General features: G+C 30.5%; 16 protein-coding genes. 1 reads left to right on the plus strand and 15 read right to left on the minus strand.

The window, feature by feature from the left end; genetic code table 11:
- Positions 1 to 96 precede the first annotated feature (96 nt).
- Positions 97 to 279 (plus strand): helix-turn-helix domain-containing protein, encoded by a 183-nt coding sequence (locus HMPREF2811_RS03410; protein ID WP_071408113.1) that lies wholly within the window; start codon positions 97 to 99, stop codon positions 277 to 279.
- Positions 280 to 404: 125 nt separating this feature from the next.
- Here HMPREF2811_RS03410 and HMPREF2811_RS03415 read toward each other — a convergent pair whose 3' ends face one another.
- From HMPREF2811_RS03415 to HMPREF2811_RS03485, 15 genes are all read right to left on the minus strand, one after another.
- Complete coding sequence (locus tag HMPREF2811_RS03415) at positions 405 to 1,754, minus strand: oligosaccharide flippase family protein (RefSeq protein ID WP_071408114.1); 1,350 nt, start codon at positions 1,752 to 1,754, stop codon at positions 405 to 407.
- Positions 1,747 to 3,210, minus strand: coding sequence for an O-antigen polysaccharide polymerase Wzy family protein (locus HMPREF2811_RS03420; protein WP_071408115.1), 1,464 nt, complete (start codon positions 3,208 to 3,210; stop codon positions 1,747 to 1,749). The genes HMPREF2811_RS03415 and HMPREF2811_RS03420 overlap by 8 nt, the downstream gene beginning before the upstream one ends.
- A complete protein-coding gene (locus HMPREF2811_RS03425) occupies positions 3,200 to 4,459 on the minus strand; it encodes a glycosyltransferase (RefSeq protein WP_071408116.1) in 1,260 nt (419 codons plus the stop codon). Before HMPREF2811_RS03425 ends, HMPREF2811_RS03420 begins: the two co-directional genes overlap by 11 nt.
- Positions 4,460 to 4,461: 2 nt before the next feature.
- Positions 4,462 to 5,859 (minus strand): AMP-binding protein, encoded by a 1,398-nt coding sequence (locus tag HMPREF2811_RS03430; protein ID WP_071408117.1) that lies wholly within the window; start codon positions 5,857 to 5,859, stop codon positions 4,462 to 4,464.
- Between the two features lie 10 nt (positions 5,860 to 5,869).
- The gene (locus tag HMPREF2811_RS03435; protein WP_168164938.1) at positions 5,870 to 6,586 is read right to left on the minus strand and encodes an SDR family NAD(P)-dependent oxidoreductase; all 717 of its coding nucleotides are present in this window, start codon (positions 6,584 to 6,586) and stop codon (positions 5,870 to 5,872) included.
- Entirely contained in the window at positions 6,576 to 6,833 is a 258-nt protein-coding gene (locus HMPREF2811_RS03440; RefSeq protein ID WP_071408119.1) for an acyl carrier protein, read from the minus strand. The genes HMPREF2811_RS03435 and HMPREF2811_RS03440 overlap by 11 nt, the downstream gene beginning before the upstream one ends.
- Positions 6,833 to 7,474, minus strand: a complete 642-nt coding sequence (locus HMPREF2811_RS03445; protein WP_071408120.1) for a PglD-related sugar-binding protein — start codon at positions 7,472 to 7,474, stop codon at positions 6,833 to 6,835. The genes HMPREF2811_RS03440 and HMPREF2811_RS03445 overlap by 1 nt, the downstream gene beginning before the upstream one ends.
- A 12-nt stretch (positions 7,475 to 7,486) precedes the next feature.
- The gene (locus HMPREF2811_RS03450; RefSeq protein ID WP_071408121.1) at positions 7,487 to 8,653 is read right to left on the minus strand and encodes an ATP-grasp domain-containing protein; all 1,167 of its coding nucleotides are present in this window, start codon (positions 8,651 to 8,653) and stop codon (positions 7,487 to 7,489) included.
- Positions 8,643 to 9,233 carry a sugar transferase gene (locus tag HMPREF2811_RS03455; protein ID WP_071408122.1) on the minus strand — a complete coding sequence of 197 codons (591 nt, stop codon included), beginning with the start codon at positions 9,231 to 9,233 and terminating at the stop codon, positions 8,643 to 8,645. The genes HMPREF2811_RS03450 and HMPREF2811_RS03455 overlap by 11 nt, the downstream gene beginning before the upstream one ends.
- A gap of 1 nt (position 9,234) precedes the next feature.
- Positions 9,235 to 10,440 (minus strand): DegT/DnrJ/EryC1/StrS family aminotransferase, encoded by a 1,206-nt coding sequence (locus HMPREF2811_RS03460; RefSeq protein WP_071408123.1) that lies wholly within the window; start codon positions 10,438 to 10,440, stop codon positions 9,235 to 9,237.
- Positions 10,441 to 10,442: 2 nt separating this feature from the next.
- Positions 10,443 to 12,221, minus strand: a complete 1,779-nt coding sequence (locus HMPREF2811_RS03465; RefSeq protein WP_141749245.1) for a polysaccharide biosynthesis protein — start codon at positions 12,219 to 12,221, stop codon at positions 10,443 to 10,445.
- 107 nt (positions 12,222 to 12,328) lie between these two features.
- Complete coding sequence (locus HMPREF2811_RS03470) at positions 12,329 to 13,165, minus strand: LCP family protein (RefSeq protein WP_084801907.1); 837 nt, start codon at positions 13,163 to 13,165, stop codon at positions 12,329 to 12,331.
- A 24-nt stretch (positions 13,166 to 13,189) separates the two neighbouring features.
- Positions 13,190 to 13,954 (minus strand): tyrosine-protein phosphatase, encoded by a 765-nt coding sequence (locus tag HMPREF2811_RS03475; RefSeq protein WP_071408125.1) that lies wholly within the window; start codon positions 13,952 to 13,954, stop codon positions 13,190 to 13,192.
- Between the two features lie 2 nt (positions 13,955 to 13,956).
- Positions 13,957 to 14,691 carry a CpsD/CapB family tyrosine-protein kinase gene (locus HMPREF2811_RS03480; RefSeq protein ID WP_071408126.1) on the minus strand — a complete coding sequence of 245 codons (735 nt, stop codon included), beginning with the start codon at positions 14,689 to 14,691 and terminating at the stop codon, positions 13,957 to 13,959.
- A gap of 7 nt (positions 14,692 to 14,698) precedes the next feature.
- Complete coding sequence (locus HMPREF2811_RS03485) at positions 14,699 to 15,427, minus strand: YveK family protein (RefSeq protein ID WP_071408127.1); 729 nt, start codon at positions 15,425 to 15,427, stop codon at positions 14,699 to 14,701.
- Between the last annotated feature and the right edge of the window lie 206 nt (positions 15,428 to 15,633).

Here is a 15,633-nt window from a genome sequence, read left to right on the forward strand (position 1 = left end):
TTATTTTTACACAATATTATGGACTTGACTTTTCTTACAATATTTTAAAGTGTTTTTCCAAAAAAATTGTATTTAAATATAGGCAGGTGAATAATTATGTTAAACTTACAAATTTTTAGAAAAAAGAAAGGCTTTACTCAGTCTCACTTAGTTAGAGAAATAGGAGTTACACAAAAAACATATTCTAAATGGGAAACTGGAAAAAGTAAACCTACTATTGATAAAATACCACAAATTTTAAAAGTTTTGGAAATTCCAATTACTTCTCTTTTTAGGTAAATAAGACATAGTAAAAATATTCTTGTTTTTGTTCAATACTTTGGTTCTATACTTTTCAGTGTGGGTGAAGAGAAATGACTCTGTTCACTCACACAAAAAGTTGTATACTCAAAAGTACAGAGCCTCTATTTTGAAAGTTTTATGAATTTAAATATATCATCTTTATACATGAAAATAATAATGAGTAAATAAAACATATAAAAAATTAAACCAACCCAATTATTAATTAAATTTAATAATCCAAAAACAACAAAATGACTTGTAATTAATACAATCTCTTTTAGATCAGGTTTTAATTCTTTAAACTCAATTAATACTGAATATAAATACCAAATTAAGTAACAAATTGTAGTTGATAAAGCAATAAAATATATGTTTTTAAAAATTAAGAAAATAACCGCTGTAAAAATAAAAGATAATATAGCGAAGAATAAAGCGTCAATAAAATACTTTCTTTCTGATCTCAATGTTTTATACAAATTGCTGATAAGTATTTTAGAAACGATAATATACGGTAACGCAAGAAAAGTCATCGTTAAAATTTGAATTGATTCTCTATAGTCAACAAAAAATATACTTATGATGGGCTTAAGGAAAAAGATTCCAATTGAAAGTATCATAGCCAAAATCATACTGGCAATTTTCAATAATCTTATCTTCTCATAATCTTCTCTCGACTTTGCTAAAACATTATAAAATACCATTCCTACTGCGTTAGCTACTAAAATAATGATATTCAAAATAGAACTTTGGAAACTATACTGTGCGAATGTTTTAATATCGAACCCGTAATTTACCACCCAAGCGCCAATATTACCTACAAAAGTCATTGACATATTAGCAATAAGTATAAAAATACCTAACTTAAATAACTGAAGTATTTCCTTGTCAAACCGTAATGTATTTTTTCCTACAGATTTTCTAAAATAATACTCATAAAAGACTAAATGAGCCAAATAACTCAAAACATTAATCCAAATATAAACTTGATAGTTTTTAGTTTTAAAAACAAAAATTCCCAATAACAAGAAGATTATATAGAATAAACTTCGCCATATATTTGAATCAGAAAACACTTTAAAATTTCCAATTGCTTGAAAAAAATTATTATGATAATTTACAACAGAAAGGAAATAAACAACAAATGAAAACATAAATAATACACTATTTTGAAGAAATGTTGATAAAATTAATAAAACTAAAAACACAAAAATTTGGAATAACAAAATAAAAGAATGTTCTTGTCGAACTTTTAATTTATCGATATTCTCTAATTCTTTTCCACCATATTTTATATATATTCCATCATTAAATCCGAAATTAAATAAAAATACAAAGCTAAGATATAGTGAATATTCACGAAAATAGCCATATCCCTCGACTGATAAAACCAAAGGAAGAATAAAGCCTACCAAAAATGTTGCTCCAAAATTAATGATATTAGAAATTGTAACTCTTAAAATATTTTTAAACATCAGCTAACCTTCCTGTTATATTATTTATTCTATTAGACTTATTTTTCTTTTGAAATATTTTATAGCATACTACTATCAATACAACAAATAATATGACTGATGGGGCAATAAGATCTGCAATAAAGGCAGTAGCATTACCTCTTGGAGCCCATAATAAACTCGGTAAAATTAATAGATAAAGAGTTTGTTTAATATATCCATATTTATAATACTGTGATATTCTATTCAATAAAAGTGCATAAATAAAATTCATAATAATTAAATAAAAATAGCCTCCATCGTGCATAACTTCAGCAATATATGAAGATCCAGTTCCCATTCCTAACAGATAATTATTTCCTAATACAAGATAACTAAGCGTATGATTTAAGTCGTTACCATAAATAGCATTCTCAATTGTATTACCATAGTAAATAGGCAAATTAAAAACTCTAGCTGGAATACCTGAATACAAAAATTTTAAAGTATAGATTTTATTTTCTGGAATTAAATGTTCTAAAATTTTAGCTTGTTTCAGAACATTTATACTAACTCCTTGATCGTAAAAGAAATTAAAAAACACATCAAAAATACTTTTATGAGTATAATTTTGATCCATTCTGACATTAGCAATTACTTGTGAAAATCCAATAGTCATAACCAAAACTAAAAATAGTGGTAATAAAAATTTTATGTTTAATAAATCCTTTATTGTGCTTTTGCCACAGATATTTATAAAGAATAAAAAAAGGATTCCTAAAACAAATTCATGTCTATAACCTGTACCAAGTGACAGAATAATATATAATAAATAAGTTAAAATAATTAATTTTCTGTGAAAACCTACTTTAAAAATAACTAAAGATAAGGATAATGATACTGGTAAAACTATATTTATTAATAATAAAATAGTTTCAAATAATGAGTGTGATGTGCGTAAAGATTCAGAATATAAAATTAGATATCCTGCTCCTCTAACTTGCTTAATTTTTATCAAAACAAAAGCAATGGACGCAACAGCTATTATATAATATGAAATCAAAACAATTTTTTTAAAATTTGGAGAAAAATCAAATACTTCTTTAATTTTACTATTTGAACTTTTTTCAATCTTTTTTTCTTTGGAAAAATTTATTCTTTCGATAAAAATTGTTGAAATCAAAATAGTCACTATCGAAATTGAAATAATGTTATACGAGTAAATATTTATGTCAGTATTGTATATGCTAGTACCAAAATCAAAATAATAATAGAGTACATCTCTACCAATTAAAAACGTGAACATAGATACAAGAAAAACCATCAACGCCGTACGTTTCTCTACTTTAAACAATGAATATAAAAAGGTAATTATAAAAATACTTATCAGAAAGGCTAATGCTAAAGGAACATTTTTAATAACAGTCATAATTAATAAACCACTAAAAAAAATAGCAAAAATTATATTTATTAATACTAAATTCGTTCTAATTTTCATTTATTACACCTCCTTTGAGCATTTCAAATATACTGTCAATAAAATCTTTGTAATTATTATCAGAATTAAATTTTTCTTCCCAGACAGTTATAGCACTATTCCTAAGATCTCTTTTTTCTTCTTCACTTAAATCCCAGAAATTAGATATTATTATTGCGATTTCTTCTTTTGTGCAATCCGGTTTTAATAAAAAACCATTTACCTTATCAAGTAATATTTCACTGGTTCCCCCCACGTTTGTAGCAATGGTAGGAATCCCAACAGAGTTAGTCTCCATAATACTTACAGGCAATCCTTCACTAGAACTCACATTTATAAAAATATCGAAAACTTCATTTTCATAAATAGACAATAATTCTTTGTTTGGTACGTGCCCTCTTAATTCTATTTTAATATTAGATTTGCTTTTCAATGAAAGTTCGTTAAGTTTATCAAAGTCACTTCCCTTGCCAAAATGAGTCCACTCTACATCGAAAGGTAATAATTGGAGTGCTTCATAAATTAGATGTACCCTTTTTACTGGTATAATATTGGAGCAAGATAGTACCCTTAATTTATTAGCTGGTGAGTATACTGGCGCATTTAATCTGTTTGTACCTAAGTAACTTAAATCCATTTTATTTTTGAATTCAGGAAATTTATTCACTAAATAATTTAAACTATTTTTTGAAATTAAAAACACTTTATCAATTTTAGATAAAATGAATTTACGTAAAGGCAAATATCCATTATTTCTTTCTTCATAAAGGTCAATACCGTGAGCTCGAATTATTTTAATTATTTTTTTTGGTGAATCAATTTTTAAATTACAAATTAAAAAAGAACTGTAATCAAATCTATAACTATAAAGAACTATTTCATCAGAACTATCAACCAAGTTTTCATTTTTAATTATTTTTTCAATTTCTTTCCGCTCTATTTGTTCCCTAGACAAAAATATCATCAAACTAATAAGATTTTTAAGATTATACTTTTTATTTTTTATTAAATATAATATTTCTCGATAAAAAAAAGGGGTGAAAAGTAATAAGATAGTTGAAAAAAAATAAGTGAAGTAATTTTTAAAATCAATTACATAAAAAAAATAGTTTGTATTTTTGTAAATTTCTCTCTTTTCATCATCTTTATAAACTGATAGAGAAAATATATGTACTTCATCAAATTTTTCATAATATTTAATCTCTGTCTCTAAATATGGTTCTGAAATATTATATGGAAATCCTCTAGCAAAAAGAAACAATTTTTTCATTTTTAGACCTCCAATTTAGAATATAAAATCTTCCCACTATCATTACGTGGAATTGTATCAATTACTCTTACTGATAAAAACAATTTACTTAATTTTATCTTTTGGATTAAGTAATTAGCTACTTCAGATTTAATTGACTCATCGGTTATGTAAATTACTAGTAAATCATCTTTTCCTGTAGCCGCAACATCTATATTAAAATGGCTTTTAATTATATTTTCTATTTCATCTAAACCAACACGATTACTATTAAGTTTAATAAATCTCTTAATTCTACCGACAATATAATAGAATCCATCCTCGTCAAAATAAGCAATATCTCCTGTTTTATACGTGCCTTTAAACTCATCATCCAAAGCAAGTTCTTCAGCTTTTGTTGCATATCCTAAAGTAACATTTGGACCTTCGTACACTAGTTCCCCCTGAACATTTGGTTCAGTAATTACATTATTTTCAGTATCGATTAGATAAGCTTTACCATTATTAATTGGCTTTCCAATGCTTAAGTTTTTATCTATAGTTAATTCAGGCGGTAACATCATCATACGAGCTGATGTTTCTGTTGTACCAAAGGAAGCAATAAATCTTTTTCCAAATTTATTACAATATTCTGAAATGGCTTCAAATAATTGTGGAGTCATTTTTCCGCCACCTTGACAAAGTGTTCTTAATGTAGGAAATTCTTTATTTAATAAACGATATTTATGCATTACTTCAAATGTAAAAGGTACTCCACAAGTATTGGTTACGCCATATTCTTCTACTAAATTCCAATGTTTTGCTGAAACTACATTCTCATTTGTTAAAACTACTTGAGCACCTACCACTAGTTGGCTATTAATAACATTTAAACCCATGGTATAATTTAAAGGTAAACTACAAAGTGAAACTTCATTTTCATCCCAACCAAATGTAATCGCCACATTTTTAGCGTTACTTTCTAGATTTCCTTTTTTATATCTTACTAATTTAGGACTTCCAGTACTTCCTGATGTACTCATTAAAAATTCTAATTTATCATTTAAATTATGTAGATAATCTGAAACATAATAAATTGAATTTTCATCTTTAATTTCAACATCATTAAATTCAAATTCAGCCTTATATTTTTTTGACGAAACAATTATATTTGGCTGATAAGTACTAATCAATGTATTTAATAATTCAGAATCAATACTTTCACTTAAAATTAACGATCTCACTCCGTTTTCAACCATACTTAGATGAGTTAATAAAGAATTATTATCATTTGAAACCAAATGAAAGGCCAATTTATCTCTATCAAATTCTTTGGCAATTTCTTTAATTTTTTTGACCAATTGTCCATAAGTAACGGTTTCTTTACTATCATCCACAATCGCAATTCTATCAGGCGATATTTTATCTAAATTTAAATACATTGTCTTCCTCCTACATTATCGTTAATCCATCAACAGCAATAATTTGTCCACTTATCATTGAAGCTTTGTCAGAAAGTAAAAACGAAACCATATTGGCTACATCTTCTGGCTCAATAATTTGTCCTAACTTTATGTGACTTATTCTTTCAGTAATAAATTTTACATCTGTTTCTTGTATCATTTCTGTATTAGTCAAACCGGGTAAGACAGAATTCACTCTGATTTTTCTATCAGCTAATTCTTTCGCTGCAGTTAAAGTAATTGAATTAACTGCACCTTTTGAAGCACTATAACTTAATTGTCCTGGATTGCCTTTTAATCCAACATTCGATGAAATATTAACAATTGAACCGCCGTTTTTCATTATTCTCGCAGATAATTGTAAAACATCTACTAAAGCAATCACATTCACTTTTAGAATTTTTTCAAACATATTTAAGTTTATCATCCCAATTGGTTCATTGACTTCAATGGCTGCGTTATTTACTAAACCATCTAACTTTCCATGTTCTTTTCTAATTTTTTTAATAACCTCTAAAATAAAAGTATGATCAGTGATGTCGCCAATACAAGCAATAAAATTTGGATATGCTGTTGACATATCCTTCATTTCTTTTTCTGATCTAGCGATACCATAAACAATGTTTTCATTTTCTAACAATTGTTCACATATCTTCTTTCCAATTCCTTTACTTGAACCGGTCACTAATATAATCTTATTCGCCATAGCTATCATCCATTACAATGCCATGACCTTCTAATATTTTTATTCCATTGAAGAATGAACCAAAATTCAATAATTCATCAGTGTCAAATAGCACATCAAATGCAGTTTCTAAGTCAGTAATCAAACTCATATGAATTAATGAATCCCAATCATCTCTTTTCTCAAAAGTAAAATCTTCATTTAATTCTGTTTTATCCACTTCAAATAATGTACTAAATACCTCATAATATTTATCCTTATTAGTCATTAGTTAATCTCCTTTTTCTTTAATACACGTGCCGGACTACCAAACATTATAACATCTGGTTCTACATCTTTCACAACTATTGATCCAGCTGAAATTTCGCTATTGTCTCCAATTGTCGTATTTTCTAATAAAACTGCATGAGAAGCTACATAAACTTTATTGCCAATTTTCGAATTTGTTAAATTAGCAAAACCAGCAGTCGTAGAATAATCTCCTATTTGACCGTCAACTGCAATAGTTGAACCTAATAAAGTAACAAATCGGCCAATTTTTGAGCCTGTTTCAACATTATATGGCGTCATAATAATTGATCCTTCTCCAACTTCAACAAAATCTCCAACAATTGCTTCAGGTGAAATGATAGACTCAAATTGAAAACCTCTATTAATTAATTCATTAGACATTTTCTCTTTAAGACTTGGAGATGAAACTGCTAATAAGAAGACATCATTATCTTTAGGTATATATGTTGAAATTTTTCCAACAATAGATAAATTACATTTGACATTGTCTAATGCATTTAAATTGTCATCTAAAAACCCAATAATATTCCAACGTTCGTTCTTTTCATTAATTCTTCTTACACATTCAAAAACTTTTCGTCCTAATCCACCTGCACCAATAATGTATAAATCTTTCATTATTTCCTCCAACTAATTTAAAATTTGTTGCATGAGACTTTCAATTTCTAACATTTCCGTTAATGTTTTGGTTTTAAAAATGACATGTCCGATTCTATCTGAACTAGATAAAATTTCTATAGTATCATGTTTACTTTCATAAAAGAATTCAATAATTTCATTTTTATACTTTTCTTTAATTTTTTCGAGATTTGTATCAGTAACATTTTTCGAGAAAAAGAAAACTCGAGAGTAACCAATGGTTTCACTTGAAATTATTGGTTTTTCATCTAATGATATATCAATAATTGCTTGAACCATATTAGTTCCAGTTGAAAGAGGCGTCAAATGAGAGGTAATAAAATCGCCTCCTAAACGTGCACCAACCTCGATAATGTACGGCGTCCCATCTTCGATTCTCATTTCTATATGAGCTGCAGAATTATTGATATTTAGAACCTTTATTGCATCTTTTGCCAAGTCGTTTATTTTTTCAATAACTTCCTCTGGCAGCCTTGAAGGCTGTTTATGTCCTAATTCAACAAAATGAGGACTGCCCGTAGTTTCTTTATCAGTGACTTGTACTACCGAAATTTCTCCGTCATTTACTAAACATTCAACGGATACTTCTTCACCTTCAATAAATTCCTGAACAATTAATTTCTTGTTTTTTGAAATTTCAGAAGAATAATTCACTGCTTCTGAAATATCATTTATATTTTCTACTTTAATTACACCTCTACTACCTGAAGAGTCTGTAGGTTTAATTATTATAGGAAAATTTAGTTTAGTGAAATCATTAATATTTAACTCTTTTGTAATGTCAAGATAAAAATAATTTGGTGTCGATACTTTTGCATTGATTAATTTTTCAGCCATTAGGTGCTTGTCTGTACAGATACAGGCTGTTTCATAGTTTAAGGACTTTAATCCTAATTGCTCACTTACATATGCTACTGTACGAATTGGCATATCGGTTGCTGCTGTCAGTATCGCATCTGGTTTTATTTTACTAGCAATTTCTAGAACTTTTTCTGTATCTATTGTACTCACTTCATAAAATTCATCAGCTAACTCTCTTCCTACTGAATTTGGATTATAATCTAATACAATCGAGGAATATCCATTTTTATTAACTTGATTAATTAATGGAACTTGAAGAATAGAAGCTCCTAAAATCATGATCTTTTTAGTTGGCATTAATATTCTCCTTTAGGATTACCGTCTTTAATGTTTGAAGAATTATTTTCATATCAAGTAAAAAACTAACATTATCAATGTAATAATTATCCAATTTTGTTTTTTCATCCATAGAAATGGAATTTCTATAGAAAGCTTGTGAATAACCCGTAATACCAGGTTTCATTCTTACTCTTTGTTGTTCGCCAATTGACAATTCATCAAATTGTTTGGTAGCCATATTAGGTCTTGGTCCAATAAGACTCATATCACCAATAAGAACATTTATTAATTGAGGAATTTCATCAATCGATGTTTTGCGAAGAAACTTTCCAATTTTTGTTATTCTAGGATCATTTTCAGAATTAAAGGTTGATCCATCTTCATTTCTAATATCTGGCGAATTTTCTTTCATACTTCGAAATTTTACCATATTAAACGGATTGCCATTTATTCCTCTTCTATTCGCAAAGTAAAAGACACTTCCACCGTCATCTAATTTAATCAAGATTCCCACAACTAAAATTAAAATTAAAATCAGTGGTAAAAAAATTAATGACACCAGAATATCAATAGCTCTTTTAAAATACTTTTTGTACATGCTACTCTCCTAATATTTGAGTAATAGTTTCAACGATATAATTTATATCATCATCTGAAAGTTTGGTATGCAATGGCAATGTTACTTGATTTTGATAATAGTTGAATGCATTTGGATAATCTTTAATATCAAACCCTAAATTTTTATATGCAGTCATTAAAGGTAATGGTTTATAATGAACGTTGGTCGCAATCCCTTTTTTTGCCATCTCTTCGATAAAGTTATTTCTTCTATTTTCATCAAAATTATCGATTCTAGTTATGCATAAATGGCCACTCGAAGTATATTCATTAGAATAATGATTCAAGAAATTGATTGGCAAACCTTTAAGGCCTTCCATATATTTTTCTATTATCTCTTTACGACGAGCTAGCATTTCATCATATCGTTTTAATTGAACTAATCCTATACTGGCCATGATATCTGTCATATTACATTTAAAATAAGGACCCACGATATCGTATTCCCATGCACCTAATTTTGTTTTTGCTAAAGCATCTTTATTTTGTCCATGTAAGATTAATAACATATATTGTTGATAAATTTCCTCATCCTCAACACCTTCAATACTTTTCCAAGTGACAGCTCCACCTTCTGCAGTGGTTAAATTTTTTACAGCATGGAAAGAAAAACTAGTGAAGTCAGCTATTTCCCCAACATTCTTTCCTTTATAGCTTGCTCCAAAAGAATGTGCTGCATCAGCCATTACAATGACTCTATCAAAATTTTCTTGGTAAGTACCTTTTGTTGGATTAAATAATTCTTTCTTAGATTCAACTACCTCAAAGATTTTATCATAATCACAAGGTCTTCCAGCTAAATCTATCGGAATTATCACTTTCGTTTTCTCAGTAATCGCATCAGCCAATTTATCATAATCCATCTCGATTGAATCCTCAGCTGTATCCACTAATACAATCTTAGCTCCTACGTGAGCAATAACACTTGCACTTGCGGTATATGTATAAGCTGATGTTATCACTTCATCACCTGGCCCTACACCTAACAATCTTAATGTCATTTCCATACAAGCCGTTGCTGAATTCATCGTCACTGACATGTTTGTATTACAACGTTTTGCAATTTGTCTTTCAAATTCTTTGGTTTTTGGTCCAGTCGTTATCCACCCTGAGGTTAATGTATCAACAACTTCTTTTACTTCTTCATCTGTTAAATCTGGTGGTGAAAATGGAATCATTTTATTCATTACTAATTCTCTCCTTCATGTGAATTCGCAAAGTTAACAATTGTCTCTTTTAGTTTTTGTGGATTATCTTTTTGTAATTCCTTAATAAATGCTTCTATCTCAGATAAAGGTCTTCTGGCTACATTACCGACAAAGATTTTACCTTCGATTTGTCGATCACCTTTTTCCCCATCAAGTAAAATCTCTTCATAAAGTTTTTCACCTGGTCTAATACCTGATTCGACAATTTCAATTTCATTTTCTGAATAGCCACTTAATAAGATTAATTTCTTAGCTAAATCGAGGATTTTAACCGGCTCACCCATATCTAACACAAAAACTTCGCCACTTTTAGCAAAGGCGCCTGCATGAATGACTAATTTACTTGCTTCTGGAATGGTCATAAAATAGCGTGTCATTCTAAAGTCTGTTACCGTAACCGGTCCACCTTCTGCAATTTGTTTAGTGAACACGGGGATGACACTACCACGACTTCCTAATACATTACCAAAACGTACTGCACAGAAGATCGACTCACTTTGTTGAGCAATCCCGGTAATAATTAATTCCGCTACACGTTTTGAAGCCCCCATCACATTTGGTGGATTGACCGCTTTATCAGTCGAAATCATCACCATTTTCTTCACACCGGTCTCATGGACCGCAGTCGCTACATTATAAGTCCCTAAAATGTTATTCTTATAAGACTCCACTGGATTCATCTCCATTAATGGAACATGCTTATGTGCCGCTGCATGGTAGACGATATCCGGTTGTTCATCGCGCATAATTTGTAATAATCGTTCTTTATCTTGAATATCCGCAATCACCGGCACATATTGAATCATCTTTTGTTGTTTTAACATCTCATGATAAATTAAGTATATGGAGTTTTCACCATGACCTAATAATAAAATTCTACGAGGATTAAATCTTGAAACTTGACGAACAATCTCTGAACCAATCGAACCACCGGCACCGGTCACCAGAATCGTTTTGTTTTCTAATTCTTTTCGTAATAAAGTCTCATCTAATTTCACTTCATCACGACCTAATAAATCGGTAATCTCCACTTTAGGTAAATTTTGATTAGTACGAATTACCCCTTGAATAACATCCTCTACTTTCGGCATCTTATACACTTTTAAGCCTACACGATTACACTCGGTTAAAATCTCTTCATAAGCTTTAGAGCTCAATGAAGGAATCGCAATGATCACTTCTTCTGCCCCTTGTGCTTTTAATTCAGGCAACTTATCCAAATTCCCTATTACCGTTACCCCTCCGATGACTTGGCCATGCTTTGATTTATTGGCATCTAATACCGCCAAGACTTCAATGTTACCAGGGTTACGTCTGTAAGAATCCATAAAATAGGACCCGCCATCACCCGCTCCCATGACAATGACTTTTCTTGTTTTAGGTTTCGAAACAAGTTCAGCTTTATTCTGACCTAAATATAATTGCTGCCATAAGACTCTTATCGCTAAAGTAAGCACACCAGCAATGATCATCGTTAATAAAGTGAATCGGATGGAAAACCATTGAAAACTAACAGCTATCACAATACTGGTTAATAATTGAGCAACACAAGTTAATAAAAAGATACCCAACAAATCGTTAATATTTAAATAACGATTAATTTGACCCAAAATTTTCGATTGATTACCAATAATGGCAAATAATAGAAAGCTCAAGATAGTATAAGCAATCACTACTAAATTACTAGGTTTAATAATATCCCATAAAATAACCATTGAAAATATTGTTCCTAATATAAAGGCGAATAAGTCTCCCAACATCCAAATCGCCAGTCGTTGATTTCTCGATAGTCTCCCCACTAAAGTTATCAATAGATTATCATCGTTTCGCTTTTCTTCCACTTTCTCATCTCCCAATTAATATAACATTATTGTTCCGTTAACTCATTTTTTATAGTGTTTTTCACATTTTCCAACACTTCTGTATCTGGCACTTCATAATAAATATTTTCAATCATTTGTGGATAGCCACTAATTTGATAAGTCGACACATTATCAACAGAGTCATTAAATTCTTTATACAATTCCATCAATGTTATCAAATCAAAATCTGTTTTAATATTATCATTCAATGAATAGAAAATATTTTTTAAATTAAAAATATTTTTACTGTTGCTTACTTGACGAATGACGGCTGTTACCAACTGTCTTTGTCTTTCTTGACGACCATAATCGCCACCGGAGCTATATCGCTCTCTAACATAAGCTAACGCCATCTCACCATTTAAGTTAATCGTTTGTCCTTCTACAAAGTTATACCCATTAATACTAAAAGTTGACGGTGGAATGACCTCAACACCACCTACTTGATCAATTAATTCAGATAGCCCCGCCATATTGACTACCATATAATGATCAATTGCAATGCCTAAAAATTGTTCAACCGTTGCGCGGGACATCTCAATCCCACCAAAGGCGTAAGCATGATTAATTTTATCCATTATGCCTAGACCCACTATTTCAACATAGGTATCGCGCGGGATACTCGTTAAAGTGATATTGTTTTTATTAGGGTTTATTGTCATGACCATTATCACATCACTGCGTCCTACCTCCGTACGGCCTAAAGAGCCGCTGTCGATGCCTAATAATAGCACGGACATCGGCTCTGGTGTTACTTTGGTTTCAGTGGCATAGACAGTATGAGTATTAACAAAAATAACACTGATTAATACCACCAATAATTCAATCAATCGCTTGTTCATCTACTTCACTTCATTTCTGTTCTATTAAAATAAGCCAAATCGTTTTTTCTTTTTAGGTCGCATCGTTACAATATCGTCACCATTAAAAACAGCTGCCGCATTATGTTTAAAGTATTCCGCTAATCGTGCATCATAATCTTGTATAACTTGCTCATAAGCTTTCTGCATATTAAAAGGCCGATACTCTAGATGATGGGCATCTGAAGAGATAATATGGATTAAATTATGCTCAATCATCTCTTGACTAATTTTGCGTAATTTATCGCCATAAAAGCCAATATACGAATGACTGGTTACTTGCGATAAGCAGCCCGCTTCAATAAATTGATACAATAAGCGAATATCTTTCGCAAAGGCATGATTACGTTCAGGATGGGCAATGACTGGTATCATACCCTGTTGAAGCATCTCTTTAAGTAAGTCTAAGGCATAATCCGGAACGCTTTTAGTAGGCATTTCAATTAAGTAATATTTCCCGCGTGCATCCAATGATAAATAATCATCTTTATACAAAATATTATCTAATAAATCATGATGAATGCGAATTTCTTGGGACGGATAAACTTTAAGTTTGATGCCCGCACGATCATAGATCCTTTGTAATTCTTCAGTCGCTTTGATGACATCGTCTTTATGATTGACATATTGGTTATTATAATGATGAGGTGTCAAGATTAAATGCTCGACACCTTCACTCACCGCAACTTGTGCTAATTCAATTGAATTTTCAATATCTTTGGCGCCATCATCTACTCCAGGTAGGAGATGGCTATGAATATCAATTAACATCTTTAAGCCTCTTCTTCATAACCATAGTAAGCATAATAACCAGAAGAATCTGATAATTCTTTCCCATTTAAGACATAGCCAAAGATACGCGCATTGACATTATCCAAGGCAGCTTTTGAATTACGTAATTCTTCCTTCGTGACATAACCTTCACGCACTACTAAGACAACCCCATCTACTTTAGTGGCCATAATTTGGGCATCGGTTACGGCACTGATTGGTGGTGTATCATAAATAATTAAATCAAAATAACCTTTTAATTCTTCCATAATGCTGTTCATCCGTGCTGAAGTTAATAATTCAGCGGGATTCGGTGGAATCGGACCGGCCGGCATTAAGTAAAGATTTAAATCAGGACTGTATTGTACTACTTCATTAAACTTCATCTCCGGTTGTGAGATTAAGGTTGATAAACCTTTTTCATTGTTTAAAGCAAAAGTACGATGGACAGTTGGTTTACGCATATCCGCATCAACGATTAATACTTTTTTTTCAGTAGCCCCCATCACATAAGCTAAGTTAGATGAAATAGTTGACTTACCTTCCGCTGGAATACTAGAAGTTACAATCATCGACTGCACGGGCTTATCAATATTAACAAATTCAATATTAGTACGAATGGTTCTAAATTGTTCCGCATGGATTGATTTTGGATTGTTGTATGCAATTAAAGGGGCACCGAATGATTGTTCTTTTTGTAAGTTTTTTTCTTTTTTTCTACGTTTATTTCCAAACATTATTCAATTACTCCTTTACTCTTCTTGTTCCACGTTGACTTAAACGGGCATTTTTAGCATCACGATCTGAGATAATGTTAATCTCACCTAAATTAGTTAAACCTAATTGTTGTAAGAACTCCACATCTTTAACTGTGTTATCAGTCATTTCCGCAATTAATATATAAAGAACACTTAAAGCTAGACCTATTAAAGTTCCAATCGCCAAATAACGAATTGCGCTTGGTGACACAGGATTGGCATTAAAAGAAGCCGGTTGTAAGACATAAATATTCGATATATCGGCTTCGTAAATTGATCTTAAGGTTTGGTCAAATAAAGTGGTAATATTGGCCAATACATTTTGTGCCGCATTTGGATCGTCTAAGACTACTTTAACGGTAAACATTTGTGAATTAGTTTGTTGATCTACCGATACAGCGTCTGTCAATTGTTCTGTAGTATAGACTCCACCCATGTTTTCACTAACTTGTGTCAATAATTGTTGACTGCGAATGACATCACGATATGTATTAATTAACTGGATATTCGACTGAATCTCACTGTAGTTAATTGATTGTTGTTCAGTCCCTTTTTGATTGACCAAGAGCTGTGCTTCTGATTCATACTTTGGATCAACAAAAAAGTTCATAAATACCAAGGACAAGATTGCCCCAATTAATGTTAATGCTAAGATTGTAAACACATGTTTTTTCACAATGTTAAACAAATCTTTTAGACTAATTTCTTCTTGCATAATGGCCTCCCAAAATCTCTTGCTTGAGATAGTTTTTATCCACTTAATTTTATCGTGTTTAACTAGGATATGCAATAGAATCTAGCCTTTTCTTTTAGTTAAAGCGTTTTTCATGGCTCTTTTGTTAAACATTCTAACGAAATTATTAAGTGCTCTCACAATTTAGACAACAAAAAAGTAAGCGTCCTATATCAGAGTATCTTGAT

This window comes from Globicatella sp. HMSC072A10, assembly GCF_001811625.1.
Classification (GTDB): Bacteria; Bacillota; Bacilli; order Lactobacillales; family Aerococcaceae; genus Globicatella; species Globicatella sanguinis.